Annotated in this window: 29 protein-coding genes; 14 read left to right on the plus strand and 15 right to left on the minus strand. The window is 61.3% G+C overall.

What is annotated here, in order from left to right:
* Positions 1-13 precede the first annotated feature (13 nt).
* The 3 genes from AAFN47_RS07785 (at position 14) to AAFN47_RS07795 (ending at position 3,285) form a co-directional block, all read left to right on the plus strand.
* On the plus strand, positions 14-1,210 hold the full coding sequence (locus AAFN47_RS07785) for a phosphoglycerate kinase (protein WP_499808634.1): 1,197 nt from the start codon (positions 14-16) through the stop codon (positions 1,208-1,210).
* Positions 1,211-1,401: 191 nt separating this feature from the next.
* Complete coding sequence (locus AAFN47_RS07790; protein ID WP_499808635.1) at positions 1,402-2,427, plus strand: class I fructose-bisphosphate aldolase; 1,026 nt, start codon at positions 1,402-1,404, stop codon at positions 2,425-2,427.
* Between the two features lie 102 nt (positions 2,428-2,529).
* Complete coding sequence (locus AAFN47_RS07795; protein WP_499808636.1) at positions 2,530-3,285, plus strand: SGNH/GDSL hydrolase family protein; 756 nt, start codon at positions 2,530-2,532, stop codon at positions 3,283-3,285.
* On the opposite strand, the gene AAFN47_RS07800 is transcribed toward AAFN47_RS07795, so the two are convergent.
* On the minus strand, positions 3,273-3,431 hold the full coding sequence (locus AAFN47_RS07800) for a hypothetical protein (protein WP_220229817.1): 159 nt from the start codon (positions 3,429-3,431) through the stop codon (positions 3,273-3,275). The genes AAFN47_RS07795 and AAFN47_RS07800 overlap by 13 nt on opposite strands.
* A 6-nt stretch (positions 3,432-3,437) precedes the next feature.
* On the minus strand, positions 3,438-4,421 hold the full coding sequence (locus AAFN47_RS07805) for an NAD(P)H-quinone oxidoreductase (protein ID WP_499808637.1): 984 nt from the start codon (positions 4,419-4,421) through the stop codon (positions 3,438-3,440).
* A gap of 115 nt (positions 4,422-4,536) precedes the next feature.
* Between AAFN47_RS07805 and AAFN47_RS07810 the strand changes: the two genes are divergently transcribed.
* Together AAFN47_RS07810 and rcdA are read left to right on the plus strand one after the other, a co-directional pair.
* Positions 4,537-4,725: a DUF1192 domain-containing protein gene (locus AAFN47_RS07810; protein ID WP_499808638.1), complete on the plus strand. Its 189-nt coding sequence runs from the start codon at positions 4,537-4,539 to the stop codon at positions 4,723-4,725.
* 391 nt (positions 4,726-5,116) lie between these two features.
* Positions 5,117-5,641, plus strand: a complete 525-nt coding sequence (gene rcdA, locus AAFN47_RS07815; RefSeq protein ID WP_499808639.1) for a protease adaptor protein RcdA — start codon at positions 5,117-5,119, stop codon at positions 5,639-5,641.
* Positions 5,642-5,714: 73 nt separating this feature from the next.
* On the opposite strand, the gene rpmE is transcribed toward rcdA, so the two are convergent.
* Positions 5,715-5,936, minus strand: coding sequence for a 50S ribosomal protein L31 (rpmE, locus tag AAFN47_RS07820; protein WP_220229821.1), 222 nt, complete (start codon positions 5,934-5,936; stop codon positions 5,715-5,717).
* A 211-nt stretch (positions 5,937-6,147) separates the two neighbouring features.
* On the opposite strand from rpmE, the gene AAFN47_RS07825 reads away from it, so the two are divergent.
* Positions 6,148-7,953, plus strand: coding sequence for an ABC transporter transmembrane domain-containing protein (locus AAFN47_RS07825; RefSeq protein WP_499808702.1), 1,806 nt, complete (start codon positions 6,148-6,150; stop codon positions 7,951-7,953).
* 352 nt (positions 7,954-8,305) lie between these two features.
* Here AAFN47_RS07825 and AAFN47_RS07830 read toward each other — a convergent pair whose 3' ends face one another.
* The 7 genes from AAFN47_RS07830 to AAFN47_RS07860 form a co-directional block, all read right to left on the minus strand.
* Entirely contained in the window at positions 8,306-9,952 is a 1,647-nt protein-coding gene (locus tag AAFN47_RS07830) for an FAD-binding dehydrogenase (RefSeq protein WP_499808640.1), read from the minus strand.
* 49 nt (positions 9,953-10,001) lie between these two features.
* Positions 10,002-11,033: a peptidoglycan -binding protein gene (locus AAFN47_RS07835; protein ID WP_499808641.1), complete on the minus strand. Its 1,032-nt coding sequence runs from the start codon at positions 11,031-11,033 to the stop codon at positions 10,002-10,004.
* 3 nt (positions 11,034-11,036) lie between these two features.
* Positions 11,037-12,083, minus strand: coding sequence for a flagellar motor protein MotA (locus AAFN47_RS07840; RefSeq protein WP_499808642.1), 1,047 nt, complete (start codon positions 12,081-12,083; stop codon positions 11,037-11,039).
* 228 nt (positions 12,084-12,311) lie between these two features.
* The gene (locus AAFN47_RS07845) at positions 12,312-13,106 is read right to left on the minus strand and encodes an inositol monophosphatase family protein (RefSeq protein ID WP_499808643.1); all 795 of its coding nucleotides are present in this window, start codon (positions 13,104-13,106) and stop codon (positions 12,312-12,314) included.
* A gap of 194 nt (positions 13,107-13,300) precedes the next feature.
* Positions 13,301-13,864: an elongation factor P gene (efp, locus tag AAFN47_RS07850; protein ID WP_499808644.1), complete on the minus strand. Its 564-nt coding sequence runs from the start codon at positions 13,862-13,864 to the stop codon at positions 13,301-13,303.
* An 86-nt stretch (positions 13,865-13,950) separates the two neighbouring features.
* Positions 13,951-14,961, minus strand: a complete 1,011-nt coding sequence (locus AAFN47_RS07855) for a tetratricopeptide repeat protein (protein WP_499808645.1) — start codon at positions 14,959-14,961, stop codon at positions 13,951-13,953.
* Positions 14,962-14,983: 22 nt separating this feature from the next.
* Positions 14,984-15,628, minus strand: a complete 645-nt coding sequence (locus tag AAFN47_RS07860; protein ID WP_499808646.1) for a thiamine phosphate synthase — start codon at positions 15,626-15,628, stop codon at positions 14,984-14,986.
* 210 nt (positions 15,629-15,838) lie between these two features.
* On the opposite strand from AAFN47_RS07860, the gene AAFN47_RS07865 reads away from it, so the two are divergent.
* A complete protein-coding gene (locus tag AAFN47_RS07865; RefSeq protein WP_499808647.1) occupies positions 15,839-16,612 on the plus strand; it encodes a sulfite exporter TauE/SafE family protein in 774 nt (257 codons plus the stop codon).
* A gap of 28 nt (positions 16,613-16,640) precedes the next feature.
* Positions 16,641-18,284, plus strand: a complete 1,644-nt coding sequence (locus AAFN47_RS07870; RefSeq protein WP_499808648.1) for an acyl-CoA synthetase — start codon at positions 16,641-16,643, stop codon at positions 18,282-18,284.
* A gap of 75 nt (positions 18,285-18,359) precedes the next feature.
* Here AAFN47_RS07870 and AAFN47_RS07875 read toward each other — a convergent pair whose 3' ends face one another.
* Positions 18,360-18,536 carry a YdcH family protein gene (locus AAFN47_RS07875; protein WP_220229832.1) on the minus strand — a complete coding sequence of 59 codons (177 nt, stop codon included), beginning with the start codon at positions 18,534-18,536 and terminating at the stop codon, positions 18,360-18,362.
* 257 nt (positions 18,537-18,793) lie between these two features.
* Between AAFN47_RS07875 and AAFN47_RS07880 the strand changes: the two genes are divergently transcribed.
* The 3 genes from AAFN47_RS07880 to AAFN47_RS07890 are packed head-to-tail and all read left to right on the plus strand — an operon-like array spanning position 18,794 to position 20,621.
* Positions 18,794-18,997, plus strand: a complete 204-nt coding sequence (locus AAFN47_RS07880) for a YdcH family protein (protein WP_499808649.1) — start codon at positions 18,794-18,796, stop codon at positions 18,995-18,997.
* Between the two features lie 42 nt (positions 18,998-19,039).
* Positions 19,040-19,537, plus strand: coding sequence for a 5-(carboxyamino)imidazole ribonucleotide mutase (gene purE, locus AAFN47_RS07885; protein ID WP_499808650.1), 498 nt, complete (start codon positions 19,040-19,042; stop codon positions 19,535-19,537).
* A gap of 4 nt (positions 19,538-19,541) precedes the next feature.
* Positions 19,542-20,621: a 5-(carboxyamino)imidazole ribonucleotide synthase gene (locus AAFN47_RS07890; RefSeq protein WP_499808651.1), complete on the plus strand. Its 1,080-nt coding sequence runs from the start codon at positions 19,542-19,544 to the stop codon at positions 20,619-20,621.
* 6 nt (positions 20,622-20,627) lie between these two features.
* On the opposite strand, the gene AAFN47_RS07895 is transcribed toward AAFN47_RS07890, so the two are convergent.
* Both AAFN47_RS07895 and AAFN47_RS07900 read right to left on the minus strand, forming a co-directional pair.
* On the minus strand, positions 20,628-21,389 hold the full coding sequence (locus AAFN47_RS07895) for an SDR family oxidoreductase (RefSeq protein WP_499808652.1): 762 nt from the start codon (positions 21,387-21,389) through the stop codon (positions 20,628-20,630).
* 82 nt (positions 21,390-21,471) lie between these two features.
* On the minus strand, positions 21,472-22,638 hold the full coding sequence (locus AAFN47_RS07900) for a cytochrome P450 (RefSeq protein ID WP_499808653.1): 1,167 nt from the start codon (positions 22,636-22,638) through the stop codon (positions 21,472-21,474).
* A 219-nt stretch (positions 22,639-22,857) separates the two neighbouring features.
* Between AAFN47_RS07900 and ykgO the strand changes: the two genes are divergently transcribed.
* From ykgO to AAFN47_RS07915, 3 genes are all read left to right on the plus strand, one after another.
* Positions 22,858-22,983, plus strand: a complete 126-nt coding sequence (ykgO, locus tag AAFN47_RS07905; RefSeq protein ID WP_499808654.1) for a type B 50S ribosomal protein L36 — start codon at positions 22,858-22,860, stop codon at positions 22,981-22,983.
* Positions 22,984-23,055: 72 nt separating this feature from the next.
* Positions 23,056-23,712: a hypothetical protein gene (locus AAFN47_RS07910; protein WP_499808655.1), complete on the plus strand. Its 657-nt coding sequence runs from the start codon at positions 23,056-23,058 to the stop codon at positions 23,710-23,712.
* Positions 23,713-23,746: 34 nt separating this feature from the next.
* Positions 23,747-24,814, plus strand: a complete 1,068-nt coding sequence (locus tag AAFN47_RS07915; protein WP_499808656.1) for an alpha/beta fold hydrolase — start codon at positions 23,747-23,749, stop codon at positions 24,812-24,814.
* Here AAFN47_RS07915 and pyk read toward each other — a convergent pair.
* Both pyk and AAFN47_RS07925 read right to left on the minus strand, forming a co-directional pair.
* Entirely contained in the window at positions 24,781-26,220 is a 1,440-nt protein-coding gene (gene pyk / locus AAFN47_RS07920; RefSeq protein ID WP_499808657.1) for a pyruvate kinase, read from the minus strand. The two genes, AAFN47_RS07915 and pyk, sit on opposite strands and share 34 nt — an antisense overlap.
* On the minus strand, positions 26,220-26,678 hold the full coding sequence (locus AAFN47_RS07925; RefSeq protein ID WP_499808658.1) for a DUF1036 domain-containing protein: 459 nt from the start codon (positions 26,676-26,678) through the stop codon (positions 26,220-26,222). Before AAFN47_RS07925 ends, pyk begins: the two co-directional genes overlap by 1 nt.
* Positions 26,679-26,794: the final 116 nt, after the last annotated feature.

Genomic DNA, 26,794 nt, shown 5'->3' on the forward strand with positions numbered 1-26,794 from the left:
GAAGAGCAGTGACATGACCATATTCAAGACTCTTGACGATCTGAAAGATATCGCCGGCAAACGGGTTCTCGTCCGCGTGGACCTGAATGTGCCGGTCAAGGACGGGAGGGTGACGGACACGACGCGCATCGAACGCGTGGCGCCGACCATCCTTGAATTGGCGTCGAAGAACGCCAAGGTCATCCTGCTTGCGCATTTCGGACGCCCCAAGGGCAAACCCGAGACGACGATGTCGCTCGGTCCGATCGCCGACAAGGTGGAAGAGGTGCTCGACCAGCGGGTGCACTTCACGCCCGACTGCATCGGCGAGCCCGTGGCCGAGGCAATGTCGCACATGAACAATGGCGACGTATTGCTACTGGAAAACGTGCGCTTCTACGCCGGCGAGGAAGCCAACGACCCGGAATTCGCAAAGGCGCTGGCTGCAGAAGGCGACATCTACGTCAACGACGCATTTTCGGCGGCGCATCGCGCGCACGCCTCGACGGAAGGGCTGGCGCATCTGCTCCCCGCCTATGCCGGACGGACGATGCAGGCCGAACTCGAAGCACTGGAGCAGGGCCTGGGCGACCCCGACCGCCCCGTCGTCGCCATCGTCGGTGGCGCCAAGGTCTCCACCAAGATCGACCTGCTGATGAACCTCGTGCACAAGGTCGACGCGCTTGTCATCGGCGGCGGCATGGCGAACACCTTCCTGGCGGCGCGGGGCACTGACGTCGGGAAATCGCTGTGCGAACATGAGCTGGCGGACACCGCCAAGCAGATCATGATCGAGGCTGCCGGCACCGGTTGCGCGATCGTGCTGCCGGTGGACGCCGTCGTTGCGCGCGAGTTCAAGGCGCATGCCGAGACGCAACAGGTCAAGGTCGACGCGATCCCGGCCGATTCGATGATCCTGGACGTCGGCCCGGATTCGGTCGCCGCGATCATCGAATGGATCGGCAAGGCGAAAACCCTCGTATGGAATGGCCCGCTCGGAGCATTCGAAATTCCGCCTTTCGATACGGCGACGGTGACGGTCGCCAAATTCGCCGGCGGACAAACGGAACAGGGTCTGCTGATCTCGGTAGCCGGCGGCGGCGATACGGTCGCGGCGCTCAACATGGCGGATGTCGCCGATAACTTCACCTATGTCTCGACCGCGGGCGGCGCCTTTCTGGAGTGGATGGAAGGCAAACCGCTGCCGGGCGTCGAAGCGCTGATGGACTGACCGCCCGAGGCGTCGCCATTGTCCACCACCGCACACCTGGCCTCCATTTCAAACGATTAATAGTTTTTTTAATCGTTTCAGGCTTTTAACCGCCATTTACAAGCCAGACATTTCTGCTATCGGCATCCCCCGACACTATTGATGCGCTGACTCACGCGGGTCGGCGACGCAGGGCAAGGGAGAAAAAGCCGATGACCGAACGTCTGGAAGATATTGCCGCCGCCATGGTCGCGCCGGGCAAGGGCATACTCGCAGCGGACGAGTCCAGCGGAACGATCAAGAAGCGTTTCGACACGATCGGCGTGGAATCCAGCGAGAACAACCGCCGCGACTATCGTGAAATGCTGTTCCGCGCCGACGACGCCATGCAGAATTGCATCTCCGGCGTCATCCTGTTCGACGAGACGATCCGGCAGAGGGCCGTCGACGGCACGCCGCTCGTCGAGCTCATCAGCGCTGCGGGCGCCGTTCCCGGAATCAAGGTCGACGCCGGCGCCAAACCGCTCGCCGGTTTCGACGGCGAGACCGTGACGGAAGGCCTGGACGGCCTGCGCGACAGGCTGAACGAATATTACGGACTGGGCGCACGCTTCGCCAAGTGGCGCGGCGTGATCTCGATCTCCGACGACCTGCCGACCGGCTATGCGGTTGAGGCCAACGCCCACGCGCTGGCGCGCTATGCGGCCCTTTGCCAGGAAGCCGGCATCGTTCCGATCGTCGAACCGGAAGTGCTGATGGACGGCGAGCCGGGCGATCATTCGATCGACCGCTGCTACGAGGTGACGGAAGCGGTGCTGCGCAGCGTTTTCAACGCGCTTTATGACGCCGATGTACTGCTCGAGGGCATGGTGCTGAAGCCCAACATGGTCATCGACGGCAAGGCCAAGCGGACCGCAAGCGTGGAAGAAGTCGCCGAAAAAACACTGCACTGTCTGAAATCGACCGTCCCTGCGGCCGTTCCGGGCATTGCTTTCCTGTCCGGCGGACAATCCGACGAAGAAGCGACAGCGCATCTTTCGGCAATGAACGCCAAGGGCGACCTGCCCTGGGCGCTGACATTCTCCTATGGCCGCGCGCTGCAAGCCGCAGCGCTCAAGGCCTGGTCCGGCAAGACGGAGAACGTCGCCGCCGCACAAAGGGCCTTCAGCCACCGCGCACGGATGAACGGGCTCGCCGCAGTGGGCGACTGGAAGGCCGAACTGGAAAAAGCCGCCTGACACAAAAAGACGCGACAGGCAGGCGCACAAGCGCCGGCCCGCGCCTTGACAGCTCCGGCTTCGGACGGTGATATCCGGTGAAACCCGCCGGACCATTCACTCATGCTGAACACCCGAACGAAACTCTTCTACAGCCTCGCAAGCTGGATGCTGATGCCAGTCGCGCTCTATTATGGCCTCAAGGTCAGGGCGCGCACGCCGCGCCAGGCGCCGCCGTCCGGTCCGCAAAGCGGCGTCGCAGGCGTAGCGGGCAAAGAGGCCTACCGCCTCCTCGTCATCGGCGATTCTTCGGCCTGCGGCGTAGGCGTGGAAGATGTCGGGGATTCGCTTGCGCCCCAGATCGCCGGTTTCATCAACAGCAAATCGAACGCTTCGGCGTCCTGGCGCATATCCGGATCGAATTCCGCCACGAGCGGTCAGATCCGCGACCATGTCACGCCCAATCTCGAGCGCAAGCCCTACACCCATATCGTGCTGTCTCTCGGCACCAACGACATGAAGAACTTCCATACCGTCAGTCGCTTCAAGAAGGCGTTTGGCGGGCTGCTTTATGCGCTTCACGCAAAGTGGCCAGACGCGACCCTCATCTGGTCGCCGCTGATCGACATGAAGACCGTTCCCGGTTTTCCAGGCCCCCTCGCCGCGATCCTGCAAATGCGCCGGGAACTCATCAACGATATGGGAATGAAGCTTTGCAACGAGCGCTACGCTACGGTCGCGCCGCTTCTCGAATCGTCCAATCCACTCGGTTATTCCATGGACGGATTTCACGCCAGCGCGGCCGGTTACGGTTACTGGGCGGAACTGCTAGCCGACACGATCCTTGCGCTTCCCGAGCCCGCCGGTCACTCCACCTGAAGCACGATCGCCAGGCTCATCACCACAAAGGCGATGACGGCGATCTTCCAGAAGTCTCCACGCTTCTTCAGGCCCGGCAGGCCGAGCGGCTTGATGATATGGGCCGCCATCGCCAGCAGCAGGAACAGGGCGAGTATCTTGGTCACGAGCGCCTAACCGTCCAGGTCGAGCACGATCTTGCCGATGTGCTGCCCTTCCTCCATGCGGGCATGGGCGGCGGAAGCGCGTTCGAATGGAAAGATCGTGTCCATGACCGGCGCGACCTGGCGTTTTTCCAGCAGCGGCCAGACCTTTTCCTGCAGTTCCCTCGCAATCTGCGCCTTGAACTCGATGCTGCGCGGCCTGAGCGTCGAGCCGGTGTGCACCAGCCGCTTGACCATGAGCTTGAAAAAATTGACCTCCGCCTTCGGTCCGCCAAGGAAAGCGATCTGTACGATGCGCCCTTCTTCGGCAGCAGCGTCGAAGTTCCGTTCGATATAGTTGCCGCCGACCATGTCGAGGATCAGATTGGCGCCTACGCCATTCGTGGCGTCCTTGACGGCTGCGACGAAATCCTCGTCGCGATAGTTGATCGCGCGATCGGCGCCGAGATCGAGACAGGCCTTGCATTTTTCTTCCGTGCCCGCCGTGGCGAGCACCGTCGCGCCGAAGGCCTTGGCGAGCTGAATGGCCGTCGTTCCGATGCCCGACGTTCCGCCGTGGACCAGAAACACCTCGCCTTCCCGAAGACCGCCGCGCTGAAACACATTGTGCCAGACGGTGAAATAGGTTTCGGGTATGGCGCCCGCCTCATTGAAGCTGAAGCCTGCCGGCGCCGGCAGCGCATTACTGGCGTGAACCGTGCAGAACTCCGCATAGCCGCCGCCCGGAACCAGTCCGCATACGGCGTCGCCGACCTTGAACCCTTCTGCGCCGGGTCCGAGCGCCTCGACCACGCCGGCGATTTCAAGTCCCGGCACATCGGACGCGCCTGGCGGTGGCGCGTAACCGCCCATGCGCTGCAGGCAATCCGGGCGATTGACGCCCGCCGCCTTGACGCGGACGAGCAGTTCCCCTTCCCGCGGCTCCGGCGCATCCCTCGTCGCTACTTCCAGCACTTCCGGACCGCCCGGCTCCCGGATTTCTATCACCCGCATCGCTTCACCTCGGTTGCTCTCGTTGAACTCACCCGTCTTATGCCATTATCATGGCCAGTCCGCCATGCCGGCGGACAAACCTCTTTTGCCTTGACGCCGTCGAAGGAGAACCGGGATGTCGATATTTGACGAAGAGCCTCAGAAGAAGCCCACCTTCCATGAAGTCGGAAGCGACCTGTCGATGCTGTCAGTGGATGAACTTGAGCATCGAATCAATTTGCTGAAGGCCGAGATCGAGCGTCTGGAGAAGGAGAAAGATTCGAAGCAAAGCAGCCGGGATGCGGCCAACTCCATCTTCAAATGAACCCTTTAGAGCGGAAACAACAAAAAACTTTTAATAAATTCCCAACCGTTAACCGGTCATTAAGCTTTACAGGTGTTTACTGGTTGCATCCAGAGCTTCTGGATTTCGGACCGAGTGACAAGTGGTCATTCTGTTTGATGCCTCCCTGTTAAACTTCTGAGAGCCGCCTTGCGGCTCTTTTTTTTGTGTCTTCGGGTAGTAGGCATTTAGCGAAAGCCGTTAACCTTTCTTTAATTATGTTCTTGCCCAAAAGCGTCTCTATCTGCATTTTGGCTCACAAACCATGTGCACAACCGATTGAGCCTACTTTGATGTCACGTCGGAGGCAATTATAACAATGATGCCGCGGAGATTGGGACAACGCCGGCGCAATCTATACTGAATGAAATAAATGGCTGAATCCAAAGAAAACACGATACGAATTGCCGATCGTTTTACCTCTTCGGCATCCTTCAGTCTTCTGTATTCCGAAGGCATGCAGCTGGTGGAAGAAACCGCCGCATATCTCGACGGTCCGGGACGACAAGAATCCAAGGCGCTGCCGCGTCTTGCTTCGGTCCTCTACGCCGCCGAGTCCATGCGCCTGACCACGCGCCTTATGCAGCTCGCCTCATGGCTTCTGCTGCAAAGAGCCGTCAACACCGGAGAAATGACCCGGGAGCAGGTCATTGCGGAAAAGTCCAAGGTGCGTCTCGACAGCTTTGCCTGCGACCCCTCGGCGCCGGGCTGGACGGAATTACCGCTCGAGTTCCGCGTGCTCGTCGAACGATCGCTTCGCGTCCAGTCGCGCGTCGCCCTGCTCGACAGCGAGATCTACCATCGCGACGAACAGAAGGCGGCGCCCGTCAATCCGGATCGCGAAAACGCCGTCAAGGCCCAGCAGACATTGTTGAGCACAGCGTTCGGGACCGGCTGATCCGGTTATCTTCCAAGAAAAAACCCGCCTGGCGGCGGGTTTCGATAATCCTGCAAGTCCAGTCGAACGTCGCTTAGAGGCCGAGGCCTTCAAAACGTTTCTTGAACTTGGAGACGCGTCCGCCGCGATCGAGCAGCTGCTGCTGGCCGCCGGTCCAGGCCGGGTGCGCTTTGGAGTCGATGTCGAGCGTCATGGTGTCGCCTTCGGAACCCCAGGTCGACCGGGTCATGTATTCCGTTCCGTCGGTCATGACGACCTTGATCATGTGATAATCGGGATGGATATCAGCCTTCATTGCAATGTCCTGCCAGTTCGGGATCGGTCGGAGCCGGAACCATCCGCCTTGCGTCGGTTCGGGGTGCGGCAATCCGGCCCATTTAACAAACAAAGCCGCATACCGGGACGGTCACGGCTTTCCAATTCGATGGCGAGCCTATACATGATGGCCCGGAACGTGACAAGTGGCCGGACGCAATTTTGCAACCGGCGTCAGCACAGGGAATGAAATGGTCGAAAACGGCAAGCGGAAAAAAGGCGGCCGGTCCTCGCTGCGTCCTTTGACCTATCTCTATCCGTATCTGCTGAACTATCGCGGCCTCGTCGTTTCGGCGCTGGTTTCGCTGGTTCTTGCGGCCGTCGCGACGCTCGCCCTGCCGCTGGCCGTTCGCCGCATGATCGACAAGGGCTTTTCCGGATCGAACGCCGGCTTCATCGACAATTACTTCTCGATGCTGCTCGTGATCGCCGCGCTGCTCGCGCTCGCCAGCGCGCTCAGGTACTTTTTCGTGATCACCATTGGCGAACGCGTCGTGGCGGATCTGCGCCGGGACGTATTCGCCCATGTTACCCGACTTTCAGCCTCGTTTTTCGATCTCAACCAGTCCGGCGAAATCATTTCGCGGCTGAGCGCCGACACGACGCAGATCAAATCCGCCGTCGGCGCAACGGCCTCGCTGGCCCTGCGCAATACAATTCTTTGCCTCGGCGCGACGATCATGATGGTGGTGACCAGCCCGAAGCTCTCCGGTCTCGTGCTGCTTGCGATCCCGCTGATCGTGCTGCCACTGGTCGGCTTCGGCCGCTCTGTCCGCCGGCGCTCCCGCGAAGCCCAGGACACGCTCGCCGAGGCCACCGCCTTCGCCAGCGAAGCGGTTGGAGCGACGCGCACATTGCAGTCTTTCAACAGCGAGCCGATGGCGATCCGGCGCTACGCCGGAGCCGTCGACAGCGCCTTTCTGGCGGCCCGCGCCGCCACGCGTTCGCGGGCCTTTTTGACCGGCGTCGCCATCCTGATGGTCTTCGCCAGCGTCATCGGCATCCTGTGGTATGGCGCGCAGAATGTGCTCGAAGGCACGATGTCGGCCGGAACGCTCGGCCAGTTCCTGCTTTACTCCGTGGTGGCGGCGACCAGCCTTGGCACGCTGTCGGAAATCTGGGGCGAGCTCTCGCAGGCCGCCGGCGCAGCCGAGCGGCTGACCGAACTGCTGGAGGAAAAACCGGCCATCGAGGCGCCGGAAAACCCGGTCGCAATGCCCGAGCCGCCGCTCGGGTCGATCGAATTCGAACAGGTGCGTTTCACCTATCCCGCCCGCCCCGGACACCCGATCCTGGACCGGCTCTCCTTCTCCGTGAAGCCGGGCGAGACGGTGGCGATCGTCGGCCCCTCAGGCGCCGGCAAGAGCACGCTCTTCGCGCTCATCAACCGGTTCTACGATCCCGACGGCGGGACCGTGCGCGTCGACGGCGTGGACGTGCGCGACGTCGATCCGTCGGATCTGCGGGCGCGGCTTTCCAGCGTGCCGCAGGACGTGACGATCTTCGCCGGCACCGTGCGCGAGAACATCGCCTTCGGGCGACCCGATGCATCGGAAGACGACATCGTCGCCGCCGCAAAAGCGGCCCTGGTGGACGATTTCATCCGCAATCTCGAATCCGGCTACGACACGATGGTCGGCGAGCGCGGCGTCACGCTTTCGGGCGGCCAGCGCCAGCGCGTCGCCATTGCCCGCGCCATACTGAAGGACGCCCCGATCCTGCTTCTGGACGAGGCGACCTCCGCGCTGGACGCGGAAAGCGAGACCCTGGTTCAGAAGGCCCTGACCTCGCTGATGCAGGATCGCACGACGCTCGTCATCGCCCACCGGCTGGCGACCATCCTGAAGGCCGACAGGATCCTGGTTATCGACGGCGGCGAGATTGTCGAGGAAGGCGCGCACAGCGCGCTCGTGCGGGAAAACGGCATCTATGCGCGTCTCGCCCGGCTTCAATTCGATCACAACAGTGAAGCGCTGAGCGTCGCCGCGGGGGAATGACACCCGAAAGCGTGGCGCTATTCGCCTTAATCCCATAATTTACATTATATTTTCAATAACTTAAGTATTCCAGGATTATATCTGGCTTTGTTTCGGGATTTTGGTTGTTGCGAAACCGGATCTGGCTTTGTTTCGGGAATTCGGCTTTTCCGGAATTGTATCTGGGTTCGTTTCGGGAATCGGCCTTTTCAACTTCGATTTTGGCTTTGTTTCGGGAATCTGCGTTTTTCAGGTCAATGCATATAAAGCTGGACGTCAACCGACGCGCCTCTTTCGCTGCCCCGACTATACCACAAAACGCTCCGAAAATCTTCTCCAATGTTCTCTTTTTGTTTCTAAGTCGCGTGGACTGCTATCCCTTCGCCGCGGCCCGGCCGGCGATCCTTCCGGAAAAGAGGCAGCCGCCGAGGAAGGTGCCTTCCAGGGCGTTGTAGCCATGAACGCCGCCTCCGCCGAAACCGGCGACTTCGCCCGCAGCATAAAGACCGGGAATCGGTTCACCACCGCTGTCCAGCACCCGTGACGACAGGTCGGTGTGGATGCCGCCGAGAGTCTTTCGAGTTAGAATATGCAGCCGGACTGCGATCAGGGGACCGTGTTTCGAATCGAGTATGCGGTGCGGCTTGGCGGTGCGGATCAGCTTGTCGCCGAGATAGTTTCGCGCGACGCGGATGGCCGCGACCTGGAGGTCCTTGGTATAGACGTTGTCGATTTCGCGATCGCGCATCTCGATCTGAGCCTTCAGCCGGCCGTGATCTATCAGGGCGTCGCCGGTCAATGCGTTCATGCCCTCGACGAGGGATTCGAGCGTGTCGCGAACGACAAAATCCTCGCCCTTTTCCTTGAAAGCCTCAACGGGCGGCGGCGCGCCCTTCTTGACCCGCTGCAGCACCTGGCGAACGCTTTTGCCTGTCAGGTCGGGATTCTGCTCGGATCCCGAAAGCGCAAATTCCTTTTCAATGATCGACTGGTTGAGAACGAACCAGCTGTAGCCGCGACCGCTGCGCATAATGTGGCGAAGGGTCGACAGCGTGTCGAACCCCGGCAGGCACGGGACAGGCATGCGATTGCCTTCAGCATCGAACCAGAGCGACGACGGTCCGGGCAGGACGCGGATGCCATGAGCCGGCCAGATCGGCGCCCAGTTCTTCACGCCCTCCGTATAGTGCCACATCCGATCGGAATTGATGATCGCGGCGCCCGCCGCCTCGCTGATTGCGAGCATGCGCCCGTCGACATGCGCCGGCACGCCGGAAATCATCTCCGCAGGCGGCTCGCCGAGGCGATCCCTCGGCCAATTGCGACGAACGAGTTCATGATTGCCGCCGATGCCGCCCGAGGTGACGATCACCGCCTCCGCCGAAAACGAGAAATCTCCGGTCTCGACGCGGCTGGATTCTTCGGCGCGCGGCTTTGCGCAGGCCTCGAGCAGCTTGCCGCGAACGCCGGTGACGGCGCCGTTGGTCACGATCAGCTCGTCGACGCGATGCCGGAAACACAGTGTGACCAGCCCCTTGTCGACGCCTTCGCGCACGCGCCGCTCAAAAGGTTCGATCAGTCCGGGACCGGTGCCCCAGGTAATGTGGAAACGCGGCACGGAATTGCCGTGACCGTCAGCGAGGCCGCCGCCACGCTCGGCCCAGCCAACCACGGGAAACCAGCGCACGCCCTGTTGATGCAGCCAGGACCGCTTTTCGCCCGCCGCGAAATCGACATAGGCCTCAGCCCATTTGCGTGGCCAGTGGTCGTCGTCCCGGTCGAACTGCGCAGAGCCTTGCCAGTCCTGCCAGGCGAGGTCGCGGCTGTCGCGGATGCCGAGGCGGCGTTGTTCAGGGGAGTTGACGAAAAACAGCCCTCCGAACGACCAGAAGGCCTGGCCGCCAAAATTGTTCTCGTTTTCCTGATCGACGATGACGACGGACTTGCCGGCGTCGACGAGTTCAGTCGCGGCGACGAGACCCGCAAGTCCGGCGCCGACGATAATTGCGTCGCAGTCCATGTATCCTCCCATGTCGCGGCCGGTCTCCCGCCGGCGGCGATCCGTTCTTTTATCGCTCCGTCAGTTTCAGCTCGATGCGGCGGTTGGTGGCGCGGGCCTCACGCGAATCGCCCTCCTCGATGGGCTGGAATTCGCCGAAGCCTGCCGCGACCAGCCGCTCGGCCGGAACGCCCTGTTCGATCAGGAACTTGACCACCGATGTGGCGCGCGCCGAGGAAAGCTCCCAGTTGTCGGCGTAGCGGCCGGCTCCAGACAGCGGCACGTTATCCGTATGGCCGTCGACGCGCAGAACCCAGTTGATGTCGGACGGGATTTCGCGGGACAGGTCGCGCAACGCCTGGGCCAGCTTGGCCATCTCGACCTCGCCGGCCTCGTTGAGGTCCGCGCCGCCGGACGGAAACAGCACTTCCGACTGGAAAACGAAGCGGTCGCCGACAATGCGGATGTTTTCCCGATCCGACAGGATCTCGCGCAATCGTCCGAAGAAATCCGAGCGGTAGCGGTTCAGTTCCTGCACGCGCTGGGCCAGCGCCACATTCAGGCGGCGGCCGAGATCGGCGATCTTGACCTGGCTCTCCCGGTCCTTTTCCTCCGACACTTCCAGCGCGTCTTCGAGCGCCGCGATCTGGCGGCGCAGAGCCGAAATCTGCTGGTTGAGAAGCTCTACCTGGGCCAGCGCACGCTGACTGACCTGGCGCTCCTCGTCCAGCGTATCCTCCAGCGCGCCGATCCGCTGCTGGGCCAGATCCGAAGCGCCCGATCCGCGGTCGAGTATTTGTTGCAGCCGCGAGCGCTCGTCCTCGGCCGCAGACAGCGACGCCTGCAGGTTCGCCAGCGAATCCTCCAGGTCCTGGTTGCTCGACCGTTCGAGCGCCAAGAGTTGCGTCAGTTCGTTGATCTGGCTGTTCAGGCGATTAAGAACTTCGTCGCGGCCGCTGATTTCACGGCTTAAGAGAAACTGCGCAAGCACGAAGACCGAGAGCAGGAACATGATGGCGAGAAGCAGCGTCGACAGGGCGTCGACGAAACCCGGCCAGTAGTCGACGCTCCTGTATCCTCTCCTGCTTTTGGCGAGCGCCATCGGCTACCGATCTCCCCTGCCGCCGCCGAGCCGCTCTATCTTTTCGCTGAGCCTTTCCAGCGTGGCGCGCAGCGCCTTCGATTCGGCCTGCTGAGCCTCGATCCAGTCGCGCAGCATCTGCTGTTCGCTGCGCATGTTCTTGACGAGGCCCTGAATGCCCTCGGCAAGATTGGCCATCGCGGCGGTGGAGCGCTGGTTGATGCCGCCGCCGGACTGCGCCATGTGCTGCACCGTCTCGGACAGACGGCGAATATCTTCGGCGTTGTCGGCTCCGCCTGCGGATTCGTGCACGACGTCGAAATCCGGATCGGTGACCGTCGACAACCAGTTTTCCAGCTCGGTGTAGAACCGGTTCTGGGCGCGGCCGGCCTGAAGGTCGAGAAAGCCGAGAACAAGAGAGCCGGCGAGACCGAAAAGCGACGAGGAAAACGCCGTTCCCATGCCGTCAAGCGGCGAGGAAAGCCCGTCCTTCAGGGCCGCCAGCACGTCATTCGTGTCGCCGGTTCCAGGATCCAGCGACTGGATAACCGTGTTGATCGAGCCGATCGTCTGTAGCAGGCCCCAGAAGGTGCCGAGCAGGCCGAGAAAGACCAGAAGCCCGATGAGATAGCGTGACGTATCGCGCGATTCGTCAAGGCGCGTGGCGATCGAATCCAGAATGGAGCGCAACGACGACGTCGTCAGGGACATCGATTCCTTGCGGGTGAGAAATGCGCGCATCGGCGCCAGCAGCGTCGGCTCGCGAACATTGCGCACGCGGTCTGCGCCCTGCACAAAGGAATTTACCCAGCGTACTTCCGGCCGCAATCGCAGCACCTGGTTGAAGACCAGGAAAACGCCAATCGCGAGAACGAAAAGGATGAGCCCGTTGAGACCGGGATTGGCGAAAAACGCCTCCGATATCTGCCGATACAGTATAGCGGCCAGAAATCCCGATATTATGAGGAAGATCAGCTGGCTCCAGAAAAAGACGAGCGGGCTGGACAGCCGGCTCGGCTGAAGACCATCCTGATCCGATAAGCCCCATCCCGATAGTCTCAGTTTTGCCATATGCAAGAAACCCCAGATTCTACATCAGCCGGCCATTCCTTCAGCCAACCGGTCTGCCGGATTCATGCCCGCGTCCCGTTCGGGTGAGCACAATAGTACACAGGAATCATTGCCTCCCCTCCGGCACGGAAGAGAGATAAACAAAAACAAGGACAAAATAAAAGACTTGTTGGGCAACAACGAGACAGAAAAGGAGCGTAACCGCAGAATAACGCCGATATGTGTTCGTCAGACGGCCGGCCGCTTGAGCGCCTGCATCAGTTCTCGCTGGATCCGCTCGTTGCCGGTCACGACGGAGCCGGTCTCGAAGATCCTGTTTCCGCCGGAGTGGTCGGAAACGAAACCGCCTGCTTCGCGGATGAGGATAATTCCGGCGGCGATGTCCCAGGGGCTGAGGCCCTCTTCCCAGAAACCGTCATAGCGGCCGGCTGCGACATAGGCGAGATCAAGGGCGGCGGAGCCGCTGCGGCGAATGCCCGCCACTTCGCCCATCACATTGCGCAGTTCGATTAGAAACTGGCCGTGTTTGCCGCGACCGAGATGCGGGACGCCGGTGCCGATGACGCAATCGGTGAGGGTCTTTCTCGCCGCCACCCGCATGCGCCGGTCGTTGACGAACGCGCCGCCGCCGCGTTCCGCGATGAAGAGTTCGTCCGTGACCGGGTTGTAGACAACGCCGGCGACCATCTCGCCCTGCCGTTCAAGCCCGATCGAGACCGCAAAATGCGGGATACCGTGCAGAAAGTTGGTGGTGCCGTCCAGCGGGTCGACGATCCAGCGATGCTGCCCGTCCGTGCCCTTTTCCTCTTCGCTTTCCTCGCCGAGGAAGCCGTAGGTCGGCCGGGCTTTCAGCAATTCCCTGCGGATCACGTCCTCGGCTTTTTTGTCGGCCTGGCTGACATAGTCGCTTGGACCTTTCAGCGAGACCTGCAGGTTCTGAACTTCGCCGAAATCGCGCGAAAGGGACCGGCCCGCCTTGAAGGCGGCCTGAACCATGACGTTGAGAAGGGCTGAACGGGCCATTGATAGCGTCTTTTCCTGGCGGTTGACCGGCCTAGTGGAGCAAATTCGACATTTGAGTCCCGCAAGTCGCGAATTCATTTTCAAATGTCAAATTAAAAGCTCCACTAGAATTATAATCCAGCTAGTGGTCCTGAAGATTGCGACATTTGCTGCGGAACAAGTCGCATCGGGATGCAAATGTCGGAATCGGACCACTAGTCTGCGCGGCGGATGTAGCTGATCTCGTTGGTGTCGACAAGGATGGTTTCGCCCGCCTCGATGAAAGGCGGAACCATGACGCGGATGCCGTTTTCCATGACCGCCGGCTTGTAGGACGACGCAGCCGTCTGGCCTTTCACCACCGGATCGGCCTCGACGATCTTCAGCGTGACCTGGTCGGGAAGCGAGACGCCGATCGGCTTTTCTTCATAGAGCTCGACCGTCACCATCATGCCGTCCTGCAGGAAGTTCGAGCGATCGCCAACGAAATCATGCTGCAGTTCAAGCTGTTCGTAGCTTTCGGTGTCCATGAAAACCAACATGTCTCCCTGCTCGTAGAGATACTGGAATTCCTTCTGTTCGAGGCGCACCTTCTCGACCGTTTCCGATGCGCGGAAACGTTCGTTCAATTTGGTGCCGTCGATCAGATTCTTCAGTTCGACCTGGTTGAACGCGCCGCCCTTGCCGGGCTTGACCGCATTGGTCTTGACCGCGGCCCAGAGGCCGCCATTGTGCTCGATGACGTTCCCGGGACGAATTTCGTTTCCGTTGATTTTCATTGCTGTGGTCCGGTTGTTGAGAAATCCGCGCTTCCAGACCACAAAAGCAGCCGAGTTTCAAGCCCGAACGCCTGTCCGGAGCCGGCTTAGAAGCGAGACCGGAAATTGTTGGCGGCTTCGATGCCGGCTTTCTGCTCTTCGGCGGTCAGGCCTTGAAAGAAATCTTCAAGCGACGCGTCCTCCAGTCCCGCGCGACGCGACAGGATATACCATTTCGCGGCCTCGATTGGATCAGGGCGCGTGCCGATCGCGTTGATATAGAGATGCGCGATCCTGTTCTGCGCCATGACGTTTCCGGAATTCGCCGCCCGACGCATCCAGCCGAAACCGGCGTCAAAGTTGGGATCGCCGCCGATCCCGTCGATCAGCCACACGGCGATGTCGAGCTGGGCGGTGTCGTAGCCCGACCGCGCGGCGCGTATCATCCATTTCCGCGCCTTGTCCAGATCCGGCTCCGTGTTGCCGATACCGTAGGCTCGGATTTGCGCCAGCGCGAATTGCGCGTCGGCGATGCCCGCCTCCGCCGAGGCAAGCATATAGGGCAGCGCCGCCTTAACGCCTTCAGCTCCCGGCTGGTCGGTGATCAGCAATTGTCCGTAGTTGAACTGCGCCGAAGAATTTCCGGCGTCGGCCGCCTTTTTCATCAGTTCGCGGGCACGATCCCGGTCCTTTTCGACCTGCGTTCCCTCAAGCAACATGAGTGCGTATTTCAATTGCGCAGTCGGGTCACCGCTTTTGGCCGCCGCGGAATACCAAAACGCCGCCTCGTCGGGATCTTTCGGAACGCCAAGGCCCTCCGAATAGATTTCCGCGACCAGCGTCTGGGCGGCCGGATCTCCGAGCTTGGCGCGCGGCAGCGCGAATTCCAGCGCCGTCAGATAATATCCGCGCTGAAAGGCGCCATAGGCGATATCGGCGCCTTCCATCGGGGTTTCGGGCGCATCCTCTGCTGTATCCGCCTCGACCGCTGACTCGTCCGGAATATAGTCGTCCTGCGGCAACGCCGGATGGTCGTTATCCGCGAATGGCGACGGCGCGGCGGGTTGGGCGTGCGCGGCGACGACGCACTGCAGCCCCAGCGCCAGCAATATGAGCATGATCCTTTTCATCGCCGGGCACTCAATCGTCAAACCGTGGCGCTTTTTCGTCAAGCAACGCATTTACAGCAGCAACGATCTGCGCCGATTGCGCGGGCTCGGCGAACACGGCGGATCCGAGCGCAACGAAGTCCGCGCCGTGCTCCGCGACGGTCAAAGCGCTTTCGGGATCGAGCCCGCCCATGACGAGACTGGGAATCTGCACAATTTCCGACCACCATTCGGCGAGCGCAAGGTTCTTCGAATGCGGCTCCGGCTTGATATCGCCTCTGAGCTTTCCGAAAAACACATAGTCGGGCTGGGCTTCTCCGGCGTCCAGCGCGGCGTGACGTGTCTGCGGATTGCCGCCGCCGACGATGAGCTGCGGCGCATGTTTTTCCACGGACTCGCGCAAGGCGGTCGCCGGGCCGTCAATATGCAGCCCGTCAGCCTTGACGCGCATGGCGATCCGCTCTTCGCCGCACACCAGCGCCGCGACGCCCCTTTCCTGGATCACCGGAACCGCCCTGGCGGCGAGATTCTGGAAATCCACTTCATTGAGATCGCCCTGCGGAAGAACAACGGTCGCGACGTCGCCGCCGCGCAGCGCGTCGCCGAGCAAGCTGGCGAGCGCGTCCGGATCAGCGATCGGCGGCGCAATGAGGACGAGACGGCAACGGCTGGTCATGATCTTTCGGCTCCGGGCCTGGCGTTGTGCGTGGCGCGATTGGCGCCGGCGCATTCAAATCGCCGGGCGCCTTGTGGTTTTCTGCAATGAAATTCGCTATCAAGCACGCTGTTCGCTTTTGCCGCTTCAAATTCAATCCACGGTTCGAGCATGAAATTCGAAACGGGACTATCCTGGTTCCCGATAGACCACCTTTTGTGAAGGATCAACATGCCGACCGATCTTGCATTCTATGCGGCAGCCATCCCGGCCGTGATCCTGGTCGGCCTGTCGAAGGGCGGTTTCGGCGGCGCCTTCGCGCTCATGGGCGTACCGATTCTCGCCCTGGTTGTTTCACCGGTCAAGGCGGCGGCGATCATGCTGCCCATCCTCATCGTCATGGACATTGCAAGCCTGTGGGCCTGGCGACATTTCAACGACATGAGGACTTTGAAAGATCTGGTGCCCGGATCTCTGGTCGGCCTGACGATAGGCTGGCTCACCGCGGCCTGGCTCGACGATGCGCTGATCCAGCTTCTGCTTGGATGCGTCGCGGTCATATTCGTCGGCCGGATGGTCTATCAGCAGTTCTTCGCCTCCATGGAGGTGCGCGGCAAACCGGCGCCGCATAGTCCGGTCAAGGGAACGATCTGGGGAACGGTCGCCGGCTTCACGAGCTTCGTGTCGCACGCGGGCGGTCCGCCCTTTCAGATTTACACGGTGCCGCTGAAGCTCGACCCGAAGCTGTTTGCCGGCACCAGCGCCCGGTTTTTCGCGCTGATGAACTTTCTCAAGCTCGGACCCTATTTCGCGCTCGGCCAGTTCGACACATCGAACCTTGCGACAAGCGCGGTGCTTTTGCCGCTCGCGCCTATTGCGACCCTTGCCGGCGCCTGGATCGTGAAACGGATGAGCCCGAAGGTCTTTTATCCATTCATGTATGTTCTGATCGTATTGACCGGACTAAAGCTTGTTGCCGACGGGCTGCTTGCTGTAATGCAATAGCTTCAATTGCAGGCCAACCGGAGGAACCATGTCGGCAAATCCCTTTGAAACCGATCTCGATCGCAACGCCGCCAATTATCAGCCGCTGACGCCGCTGGCGCATCTGGCGCGCGCGGCTTACGTCTATCCGGACCATACGGCGATCATCCACGGCGACATTCGCATGGATTACCGGACCTTCTACAGCCGATCCCGGCAGCTTGCCTCGAGCCTCGCCTCCCGCGGCATTGGCAAGGGCGACACGGTTTCCGTTATGTTGTCAAACACGCCGGCGATGCTCGAAGCCCATCACGGCGTGCCGATGACCGGCGCGGTGCTGCATTCTTTCAATACGCGGCTCGACGCCGCCGTCATCGCATTCCAGCTTGACCACGCGGAGACGAAGATCCTGATCGTCGACCGGGAGTTTTCCGCCGTCATGGCCGAAGCGCTGGCGATCGCCGACGTCGATCCGCTCGTCATCGACTATGACGACCCTGAATTTGGCGTCGACACGCCGTTTTCGAAAGGCGACAGGATCGGGACAAAAGACTATGAGGCGTTTCTGACGGCCGGCGATCCGGACTATGCGTGGTCAGTGCCGGACGACGAATGGGATTCGATCTCGCTGAACTACACCTCCGGCACGACGGGCAATCCGAAGGGCGTCGTCTATCACCACCGCGGCGCGTCGCTGATGGGCTACTCCAACGTGGTGGCCGCCGGAATGGGCCGCTTTCCGGTTTATCTGTGGACGCTGCCGATGTTCCACTGCAATGGCTGGTGCTTTCCCTGGACGCTGGGCGTTGTCGCGGGAACTCATGTCTGCCTGCGCTGGGTGCGCGCAAAGGCGATGTATGACGCGATCGCCGATCATGGCGTCACCCATCTGTGCGGGGCGCCGATCGTGATGTCGACGCTGCTCAATGCGCCGGAAGACGACAAGCGCGACTTCAACCAGACCGTTTCCTTCAACACGGCCGCCGCGCCGCCGCCCGAAAGGGTTCTCGAACAGATGGCGGACGCCGGGTTCGAGGTCGTCCACCTCTATGGCCTCACGGAGACCTACGGCCCGGCCGTGGTCAATGAATGGCAAAGCGAGTGGGACAAGCTGGACAAGCCGGTTCGAACCGGGCTGAAGGCAAGACAGGGCGTGCGCTACAATGCGTTGGAAGATCTCGTCGTTCTCGACCCGGACACCATGGAGCCGGTTCCGGGTGACGGCGAGACCATCGGCGAAGTCATGTTCCGCGGCAATATCGTCATGAAGGGGTATTTGAAGAACCCGAAGGCGAGCGCCGAAGCCTTCGCGGGCGGCTGGTTTCATTCCGGCGATCTGGGCGTGATGCATCCAGATGGCTACATCCAGCTCAAGGACCGGTCCAAGGACATCATCATTTCCGGAGGCGAAAACATCTCGTCAATCGAGGTCGAGGACGCCCTCTACAAGCACGCCGCCGTCCAGGCCGCCGCCGTGGTCGCCAAGCCGGATGACAAATGGGGTGAGACGCCCTGCGCGTTCATAGAGCTGAAACCCGGACAGACGGCAGACGCGGAGGAACTGATCGGCCACTGCCGCAGTTTGCTCGCGCATTTCAAATGCCCGCGCTACGTCGTTTTCCAGGAAATCCCGAAAACGTCGACCGGCAAGATTCAGAAATTCGTTCTGAGGGAAGCCGCAAAAGCCCTGTGAGACACGGCCGACGCGACGGCCGTGCTGGAAATGCCTGAAATGATTGGGATATCAGGCGCTTTGCGGCGAAAAACCCTAATGCGTTATCGAGCCGCGAATCCGCTCGATTTCGTCTTTCAACCGTAGTTTTCGTCGTTTTATGTCGGAAATCTCTGCATCGTCAGCCGAGGGCTGATTGAGTGCTGAATGGAGTTCTTCTTCCAGAGCGAAGTGTTTTTTCTCAAGCGTCTCAAGACGAGCTTCGATAGCCATTGAACGACTCCTTTCCAGTAACGTTTCCCCGCAACCGCAATTGCGGGATTTAGGGGCAGGCTCCATCACCAGCCACGCACATTGTGCCACTAAAATGTGGAGATTGTCGAAGCCTTATTTCAAGACCGTGGATAACTTTCTTTTTTGAATATTTTGCGTTCGCGAACAAAATGGTACAGCACTTCTGCGTTATCGGAGCCGGGAATCAGACAGGCGCGAATTGTCCGAAACGGCAGTGAAATCTCGGGGTAGTTGACATGGCGGATCAGGAACAGGCGGAATTGCGGCTCAGGGCTGCAAAGCTGCGTCAGGAACACGAGGATTTCGACGCCGCCATCACCGCCATGCTCGCCTATGGCTGCAACGCCCTGCGCATTCAGCGCATGAAAAAGAAAAAACTGGCGCTGAAGGACCTCATTTCCGAGATCGAGGACCAGATCCTGCCGGACATCATCGCCTGACGGCGCGGCCTCGCCACAAAGACCCAAGGAGTTCTCCGGATCATGTCAGACACGCCCGCACCCGTCGCCATCATCATGGGCAGCCAGTCGGACTGGTCGACCATGCGCCACGCGGCGGAGACGCTCGATGAACTGGGCGTCGCCCATGAAGCGCTGATCATTTCCGCGCACCGCACCACGCAGCGTCTCTACGACTTTGCGACAGGCGCGAGAAAGGCCGGATTCAAGGTCATTATCGCCGGCGCCGGCGGCGCGGCGCATCTTCCGGGCATGACGGCCGCGATGACGACGCTGCCAGTCTTCGGCGTCCCGGTCGAATCCAAGGCTTTGTCGGGTCAGGACAGTCTTCTGTCGATTGTCCAGATGCCCGGCGGCATCCCGGTTGGAACGCTGGCGATCGGCCGAGCCGGCGCAATCAACGCCGCGCTGCTTGCGGCCGCCGTGCTCGCCCTGTCGGACGAGGCGCTGGCCACCCGTCTGGACACGTGGAGAGAGGAACTGACCGCCTCGATTCCCCTGCGGCCAGTGGATTCGGAGTAGCGTGGTGACATATCCCGACACCGCATTGCCGCCCGGCGCCGCCATCGGCGTTATCGGCGGCGGCCAGCTCGGCCGCATGCTTGCAATTGCGGCCGCAAAACTCGGATACCGGACCTGCATCCTCGAGCCGCAGGAAGACTGCCCCGCCGCGCAAGTCGCCAATATGCAGATCGTCGCGCCATACGACGACGAAGCCGCGCTGGAACGCCTGAGCGCGGCGTGCGACGTGGTGACCTATGAGTTCGAGAACGTCCCGGTCGGCGCCGCCCACACGCTCGCCGGAAGGCTCGGCGTCTATCCGCCGCCGCGGGCCCTGGAGATCGCGCAGGACCGCCTTGTCGAGAAGACCTTCCTGAACGAATGCGGCATTGACACCGCGCATTTCATCGCCGTCGACAGCCAGGCCGAGCTGGACTCGGCGCTCCGGCAGACTGACGGGCTCGGCGTCTTGAAGACGCGCCGGCTCGGCTATGACGGCAAGGGACAGATCGTCTTCAAGGGCGTCGACGGAGAGCATCCGGACGCCTTTCGCAAGCTGGGCTCGACGCCGCTGATCCTGGAAAGCTTCGTCGCTTTCGACCGGGAAATCTCGATCGTCGCCGCGCGCGGCGCCGACGGCTCCACCGCCATGTACGATCCGGCCGAAAACCGCCACGAGGGCGGCATTTTGAGACAGTCCACGGCGCCGGCCCCGATCTCGCCGGAAACGGCGGAGGCGGCGCGTGAAGCCGCGGCCCGGATTCTCGACAGCCTGGACTATGTCGGCGTCATCGGCGTCGAATTCTTCGTCCTTCCCGACGGGCGCCTGCTCGCCAACGAGATTGCGCCGCGGGTGCACAATTCCGGTCACTGGACGGAAGCCGCCTGCGCCGTTTCCCAGTTCGAGCAGCATATTCGCGCCGTGTGCGGACTGCCGCTTGGCGATTGCGCCCGGCACTCCGACTGCGTCATGGAAAATCTGATCGGCGACGATGTCGAACGCAGTTTTGGCATACTCGAACAGGCTGGGGCGGCGCTCCATCTCTATGGAAAGAAGGATGCCCGCCCCGGACGCAAGATGGGTCACGTCACCTGGTTGAAGTGATCAGCGTCAGACCTTGTTGATCGAATTGCCTCCGTCGACGACCATGGCCGATCCGGTCATGAAGCTCGATCGGTCGGAGGCAAGGAAGAGCGCGGCTTCGGCGATTTCGCGCGCGTCCGCGATCCGCTTCAGCGCATGAATGCTGTTGAGGAAGGCCAGGCGCTCCGGCTCTTCGTCGATATTGCCCGCCATTTCCGTCCGCGTGCCGCCCGGAAGCAGGGCGTTTGCGCGAACGCCTTGTGCGCCATGTTCCGTCGCCAAAACCTGCACGAGCCCGATGAGGCCCGCCTTGCTGGCCGCGTAGGCGCCCATGCCCGGGAACGCCGCCGAATAGCCGACGAAACTGGACGTGAAGATGAGTGATCCGCCGCCGGACTTCAGCATCGCCGGAATCTGGTGTTTGGCCGCGTGGAAGGCGCTGGTGAGGTTCGTCGCAAGCGTCCGGCTCCAGTTTTCTTCCGTCATATCGGGAACGGCGACGGCCTCGCCCATCATCCCGGCGTTGTTGAAGCCGCAATCAAGGCGACCGAAGCGATCAAGCGCGGTTGCGACCAGTTCCTCCGCATAGCCGGCGTCGCACACATCACCCGCCACGGCGACCGCCTGGCCGCCCTTGCCGACGATTTCGTCGGCGACCCGTTCCAGCGTCTCGCGGCGACGCGCGCCGAGCACGAGCTTCGCCCCCTCTTCGGCGAACAGCCGCGCAGCCGCCTCTCCTATGCCGCTGCTCGCACCTGTGACGATGACGACCTTATTGTGTAATTGCATGAGATGATCTCCTTTGATTTTTCGATGGAGATCTCCTGCATTAGGGCGGGGAATGCCGATATCCGCTTCTTGCGAAGGAATTCTAATCCCACACACAGGGGACGGAAAGCGGTCCGCGGAACGCCCAGCCCCCGAAGCGCACATCCCCGCCCTCGGCAAGCCGAAGGCCCGGCAGGCTGTCGAAAAGCTTCGGCAGGGCGACCTCCGCAATCAGACAGCGCGAGGCCCAGGCTCCGGCGCAGAAATGCGGGCCAGCGCCGAAAGAAAGCGACTTGGCCGTGTTGCGCGTCACGTCGAACCGGTCCGGATCGTCGAATATGCGTTCATCCCTGTTGCCCGAGCCGAACATCAGAAACACCCGGTCCTCCGGCTCGAAGACGACGCCGTCCAGCTCGTAGCGTTGCGCCACCCGCCGCGGAGACATGCCGATGGGCGATATCCAGCGGGCGTATTCTTCGAAGGCCTGCAGCCAGGTCGCCTCGCCCGACCGGATCCGCGCCAGGTCCCGTTCATGGGTGAGCAAGGCCCAGGCGACGCCCGCAATGGCGTCCCTCGGCTCGTTCTGTCCGCCGGAAATGGCAAGCTTGATATTCGCCCTGACCTGTGATTCCGGGAGGCCGGCCTGCAACTGGACCGACAGCAGGGAATGATCGGGATTGGCGGCTGCTTCCTCCATCCGCTCATCGATATGGTCGTCGATGGAGCGGGTGCAATCGTGACAGTTCGCCTCGATCGCCGGGTCGCCGCCATAGTTGGCGCAGCCGTCGATCATCCCCTGGCTCACCCGGTTCATTTCCGCGAAATGCATGTTGGTGAGACCGGTGATCGCCTTCAGCGCTTCGGCCGAAACCGGCATGGCGAACGCCTCCACAAGATCGCATCGCCGCTCTGGCTTCATTTCCTCGAGAATACGGTCAGTCGCCGCCTCGAACGCCGCCTTCCACACGGTTGCTACGGTTTTCGGCGAGACGGACGGAAAGATCGCCCGGCGCTCCGCCATGTGCGCATCGCCGTCCTTGCGCATCATGTTTTCGCCCATCAGCCGCGACATCAGGCCGTCGGGCTGAACGGAAGAAAAGACGTCGATCTTCTTCTCGTTGACGAAAATGTCGTCGCGCCGCGTGATCAGCGTCGCCCCGAGTTGCTCCACATAGGCGACCGGCTTTTCCCGGCGCATGACCTTCATATCCGGATAGGGGTCAGTCCAGAAGGAACCCGGATCGATATCATAGTGTGGTGCATTCGACATGGAACAACCTCCCCAAACGCTCAAGCGACGCAAAACTGCGCCATCTATGCGTTCCGGGCCTCCGGGACGCAAGTCTGCGTGAGCGCGCGGTTGACAGAACGGAAGCTTGGCGCTAAACGCTGCCCAACACTTCGAGCGCGTCGCAAGGCGCGCTTTTGATTGTTTATAGGCCAGACGACCGTATTACCGGTTTCGGCCAATGACCATGGATCCGGAACAATGAAAATCAAGAACTCTCTCAAGTCGTTGAAGGCGCGGCACCGTGAAAACCGCCTGGTTCGTCGCAAGGGCCGCGTTTACGTCATCAACAAGCAGAATCCGCGTTTCAAGGCGCGCCAGGGCTAATACCGGGCGATCGGTTGACGATCACCAAAATTTGGCTTTGACCTTTTGCGCATGCGGCATAGATTTATCCGCATGCCATTTACGCGTTTGCCGATCACTCTCTCTTTTCTGACAGCGTTTGTCTCGCTCGCCGGATTTGCGGCGTCTGACGCCCTTGCCCAGAGCAATGACCTTCAGAGGCAAAAACAGTCGACCGAAGAACCGGCGATCAGCCCGGAGGAACTTCCTCCGGCAATAGGCCGCACGAAGGCGGATCGCCTCGATTCCTATTTCGCAGATCTGAAACGCGAAAGCGACCCTGCGGCGGCCAGGCGAATCGCCGACCGCATATGGGCGGCCTGGCGCGATTCCGGCAGCGCGACCGCCGATCAGCTCATGGAATGGGCCGACGACGCGATCGAGGATCAGCGCCTGTTCACGGCCCTCGACCTGCTTGACCAGGTCACCGTCCTGATGCCGGATTACGCGGAAGGCTGGAACCGGCGCGCGACGCTGCACTACCTCATGAGCAATCACGCGAAATCGATGTCCGACATCAACCGGGTGCTGGAACTCGAACCGCGCCACTTCGGCGCGCTGATGGGCATGGGCGCGATCCTGCAGACAGCGGGCCACGACGAAGCCGCGCTGCACGCCTACATGAAGGTGCTTGAAGTCTACCCGGCGATGCGGAATGCTCAGGAAAAGGTCGGCGATATTTCCGACGAGCTGACCGGCGAAGAAACCTGAACACGATCTATCAATGCCGCGACTGTAATATCCAATGGCGCTGTTCTGGACATCCATTCTAGTCATATCAGGTCTCTACGGCTTTACCCTGATCCTCACGCGCAGCGTTGAACGTCGCTTTCCGGCGCACGGCGATCTGACGGATGTGGGCGGCTATCGCTTGCACGCTTTGCATATCGAGCGGCCGGAGAGCGCCGATCTGCCGGCGATCGTGTTCATCCACGGCGCGAGCGGCAATCTGCGCGATCAGTCTGGCGCTTTCCTTTCCGCCATGGAGGGCCGGGCCGAGATGCTGTTCGTCGACCGCCCCGGCCATGGCTGGTCGGAGCGCGGCGGATCGCGCAACGCCTATCCGGACGCGCAGGCGCGGGCGATCGCCAGCCTGATGGATCGAAAGGGCATCGAGGACGCCATCGTCGTCGGCCATTCCTTCGGCGGCGTCATCGCGGCCGCCATGGCCCTTGAAAGACCGGAACGGGTGCGCGGTCTACTGCTGCTTGCCTCGCCCACTCATCCCTGGCAGGGCGGCGTCGATTTCTACTACCGACTCGTCACCATACCGGTGATCGGCCGGCTCTTTTGCGAGTTGCTCGTCATGCCGCTCGGCCTCGTATTGGCCGGACCCGCCGTCAAGCGCGTCTTCGCCCCGGACCTGTGCGCGGACGATTATGAGGAAAAGACGGCGATCCCACTGGTGCTCAGACCGCGCCAGTTCCTGGCGAACGCCCGTGACGTCGTCGAACTGTTCGACCATATCGTCGTCACCGCGCCGAAATACCGCGCGATAAAGGCGCCCGCAGTGATCCTGTCCGGGCTAGAGGACACGGTCGTCTCGCCGCTGCAGCACTCGGTCGCGCTCGCCGAGGAAATGGACAATGCGGAACTCGTGTTGCTGGAAGGCGTAGGCCACAAACCGGACTATGTCGCAACGGGGCTGTGCACGGCTGCGCTCGAAAAACTGTCCGGCGCGCCGGTCGACCTGGAAGCGCTCAAACACGCCTTTGAACGTCACCGCGCTACGACCATGCAGGGCAAGGCCGCGGACAATGCAACGGACCAGACTTCGACTCAGATGCCGGACATGCCGTCGGAACCGATATAGGCGATCCGCAGCATATTCGTGGCGCCAGGAGTGCCAAGCGGCACGCCGGCGGAAATGATCACCCGATCTCCCGGATTTCCGAAGCCTTCGTTGAAGGCGATCCGGCAGGCCCTGTCGACCATGTCGTCGAGATCAGTCGCATCCTCGGTCACCACGCAATGCAGCCCCCAAACGACCGACAGCCGGCGCGCGGTCTCGATAACCGGCGAGAGCGCGATGATCGGCACCTGCGGCCGCTCGCGCGAGGCCCGCATGCCGGTGGTGCCCGACGAGGTGTAACAGACCATGACGGCCAGGTTCAGCGTCTCCGCGATCTGGCGCCCCGCCAGCGAAATCGCATCGGCGCCGGTCGCCTGCGGCTCAGAGCGCTGGGCATAGATAATACCCGGAAAGTTCGGGTCCTTTTCCACCTGGCGGGCGATCGCCCCCATCATGGAGACCGCCTCGACCGGATAATCTCCCGCCGCGGATTCCGCTGACAGCATGACAGCGTCTGCGCCCTCGAAAACCGCCGTCGCGACGTCCGAAACCTCGGCGCGCGTCGGCACCGGCGCGGTAATCATCGACTCCAGCATCTGGGTCGCCACCACAACGGGCTTGCCGGCTCGCCGGCAGGCGCGAATAAGCTGTTTCTGTATGCCCGGTACAGCCTCGATCGGAAGTTCAACGCCAAGATCGCCGCGGGCGACCATAAGCGCATCGGAAAGCTCGATGATTTCATCGATCTGCTCGAGAGCCTGCGGCTTTTCGATCTTCGCCATCAGACCGACCTTGCCGCGGGCGATCTTGCGGACCGCCGCCAAATCGTCGGGTCTCTGGATGAAGGACAGTGCGACCCAGTCGACGTTTCTGGTCGCCAGAACGGCCTCGAGGTCCTTGTGATCCTTTTCCGTCAGCGCGCCGACGGGCAGCGTGCTGTCCGGCAGGCTGACGCCCTTGCGATCCGATATCTTCGTTCCCGACACGACAGTGCAGGTCATGGATTTGCCGTCGCATGCGTCCGCCTTCAATTGCAGGCGTCCGTCGTCGATCAACAGTCGATGTCCGGGCTTCACAGCTGCGAAGATTTCCGGATGCGGCAGGAAAACGCGCGAGGCGTCTCCGGGCGTGTCCTTGTTGTCCAGCGTGAAGGTCTGGCCCGGCTCGAGTTCGACGGCGCCGTCAGCGAAACGGCCAACGCGCAGCTTGGGTCCCTGAAGGTCGGCGAGAATGCCGATGGGACGTCCACATCGCTTTTCGACCGCGCGTATCCGGTCGACCAGATTGCGCAAAGTCGCATGATCCGAATGGCTCATGTTTATGCGAAACAGATCGGCGCCAGCTTCATGCAGTTTTTCGATTGTTTCCTCATCCGAGGAGGACGGCCCGAGCGTTGCAAGTATCTTTACTCTGCGAAGTCGCTTCATCAATTCTGGCCTTCGCCATTGTCTCCGGAATCTGTCAATTGCACCATCCAGTTGGATTGCTGACCCGTGTCGTATTCCTTGAAGCCCATGCGCATGTATCCGCGCGTGAAGCAGTCGTGCACGCCAACGATATCGAAGGCGTCTTCGGCGACGCACATATCAATGTCGCCCGCCCACCGACCGCCGCTTTCGGAATCTTCCGCGTAGAGATAATAATAACGTGACGAAAGCGAACCTTCTATGATGGTTTCGCAACTTGTCGCCGCAATTTGCCACCAGCCCTCGGATTTCCAGCCATCAGCCGTCCGGTATCCGATCGCGACGCCGACCAGTTTCTGCGTCCCGTTGCATACCCGGAAATCAGCACGCGCGTCGTTGCTCCATGCGGCCATTAAAACAATCACTGCCGAAGCAAGCGCCAAACGCCCATGCTTCACTATAAAGCCAGCCACTGACATCCCCGTTACGAACCCTCTATTGGATATGTGCCGCATCGACGGCCCGAATGTCAACGCGTGACCGAATCAAACCGGCCGCGCATATTTCAAATCAACGGCCTGGCCGGTTTACCGGC

Origin of the sequence: Hoeflea sp. CAU 1731, assembly GCF_039888615.1 — a bacterium.
Taxonomy (GTDB): Bacteria; Pseudomonadota; Alphaproteobacteria; order Rhizobiales; family Rhizobiaceae; genus Flavimaribacter.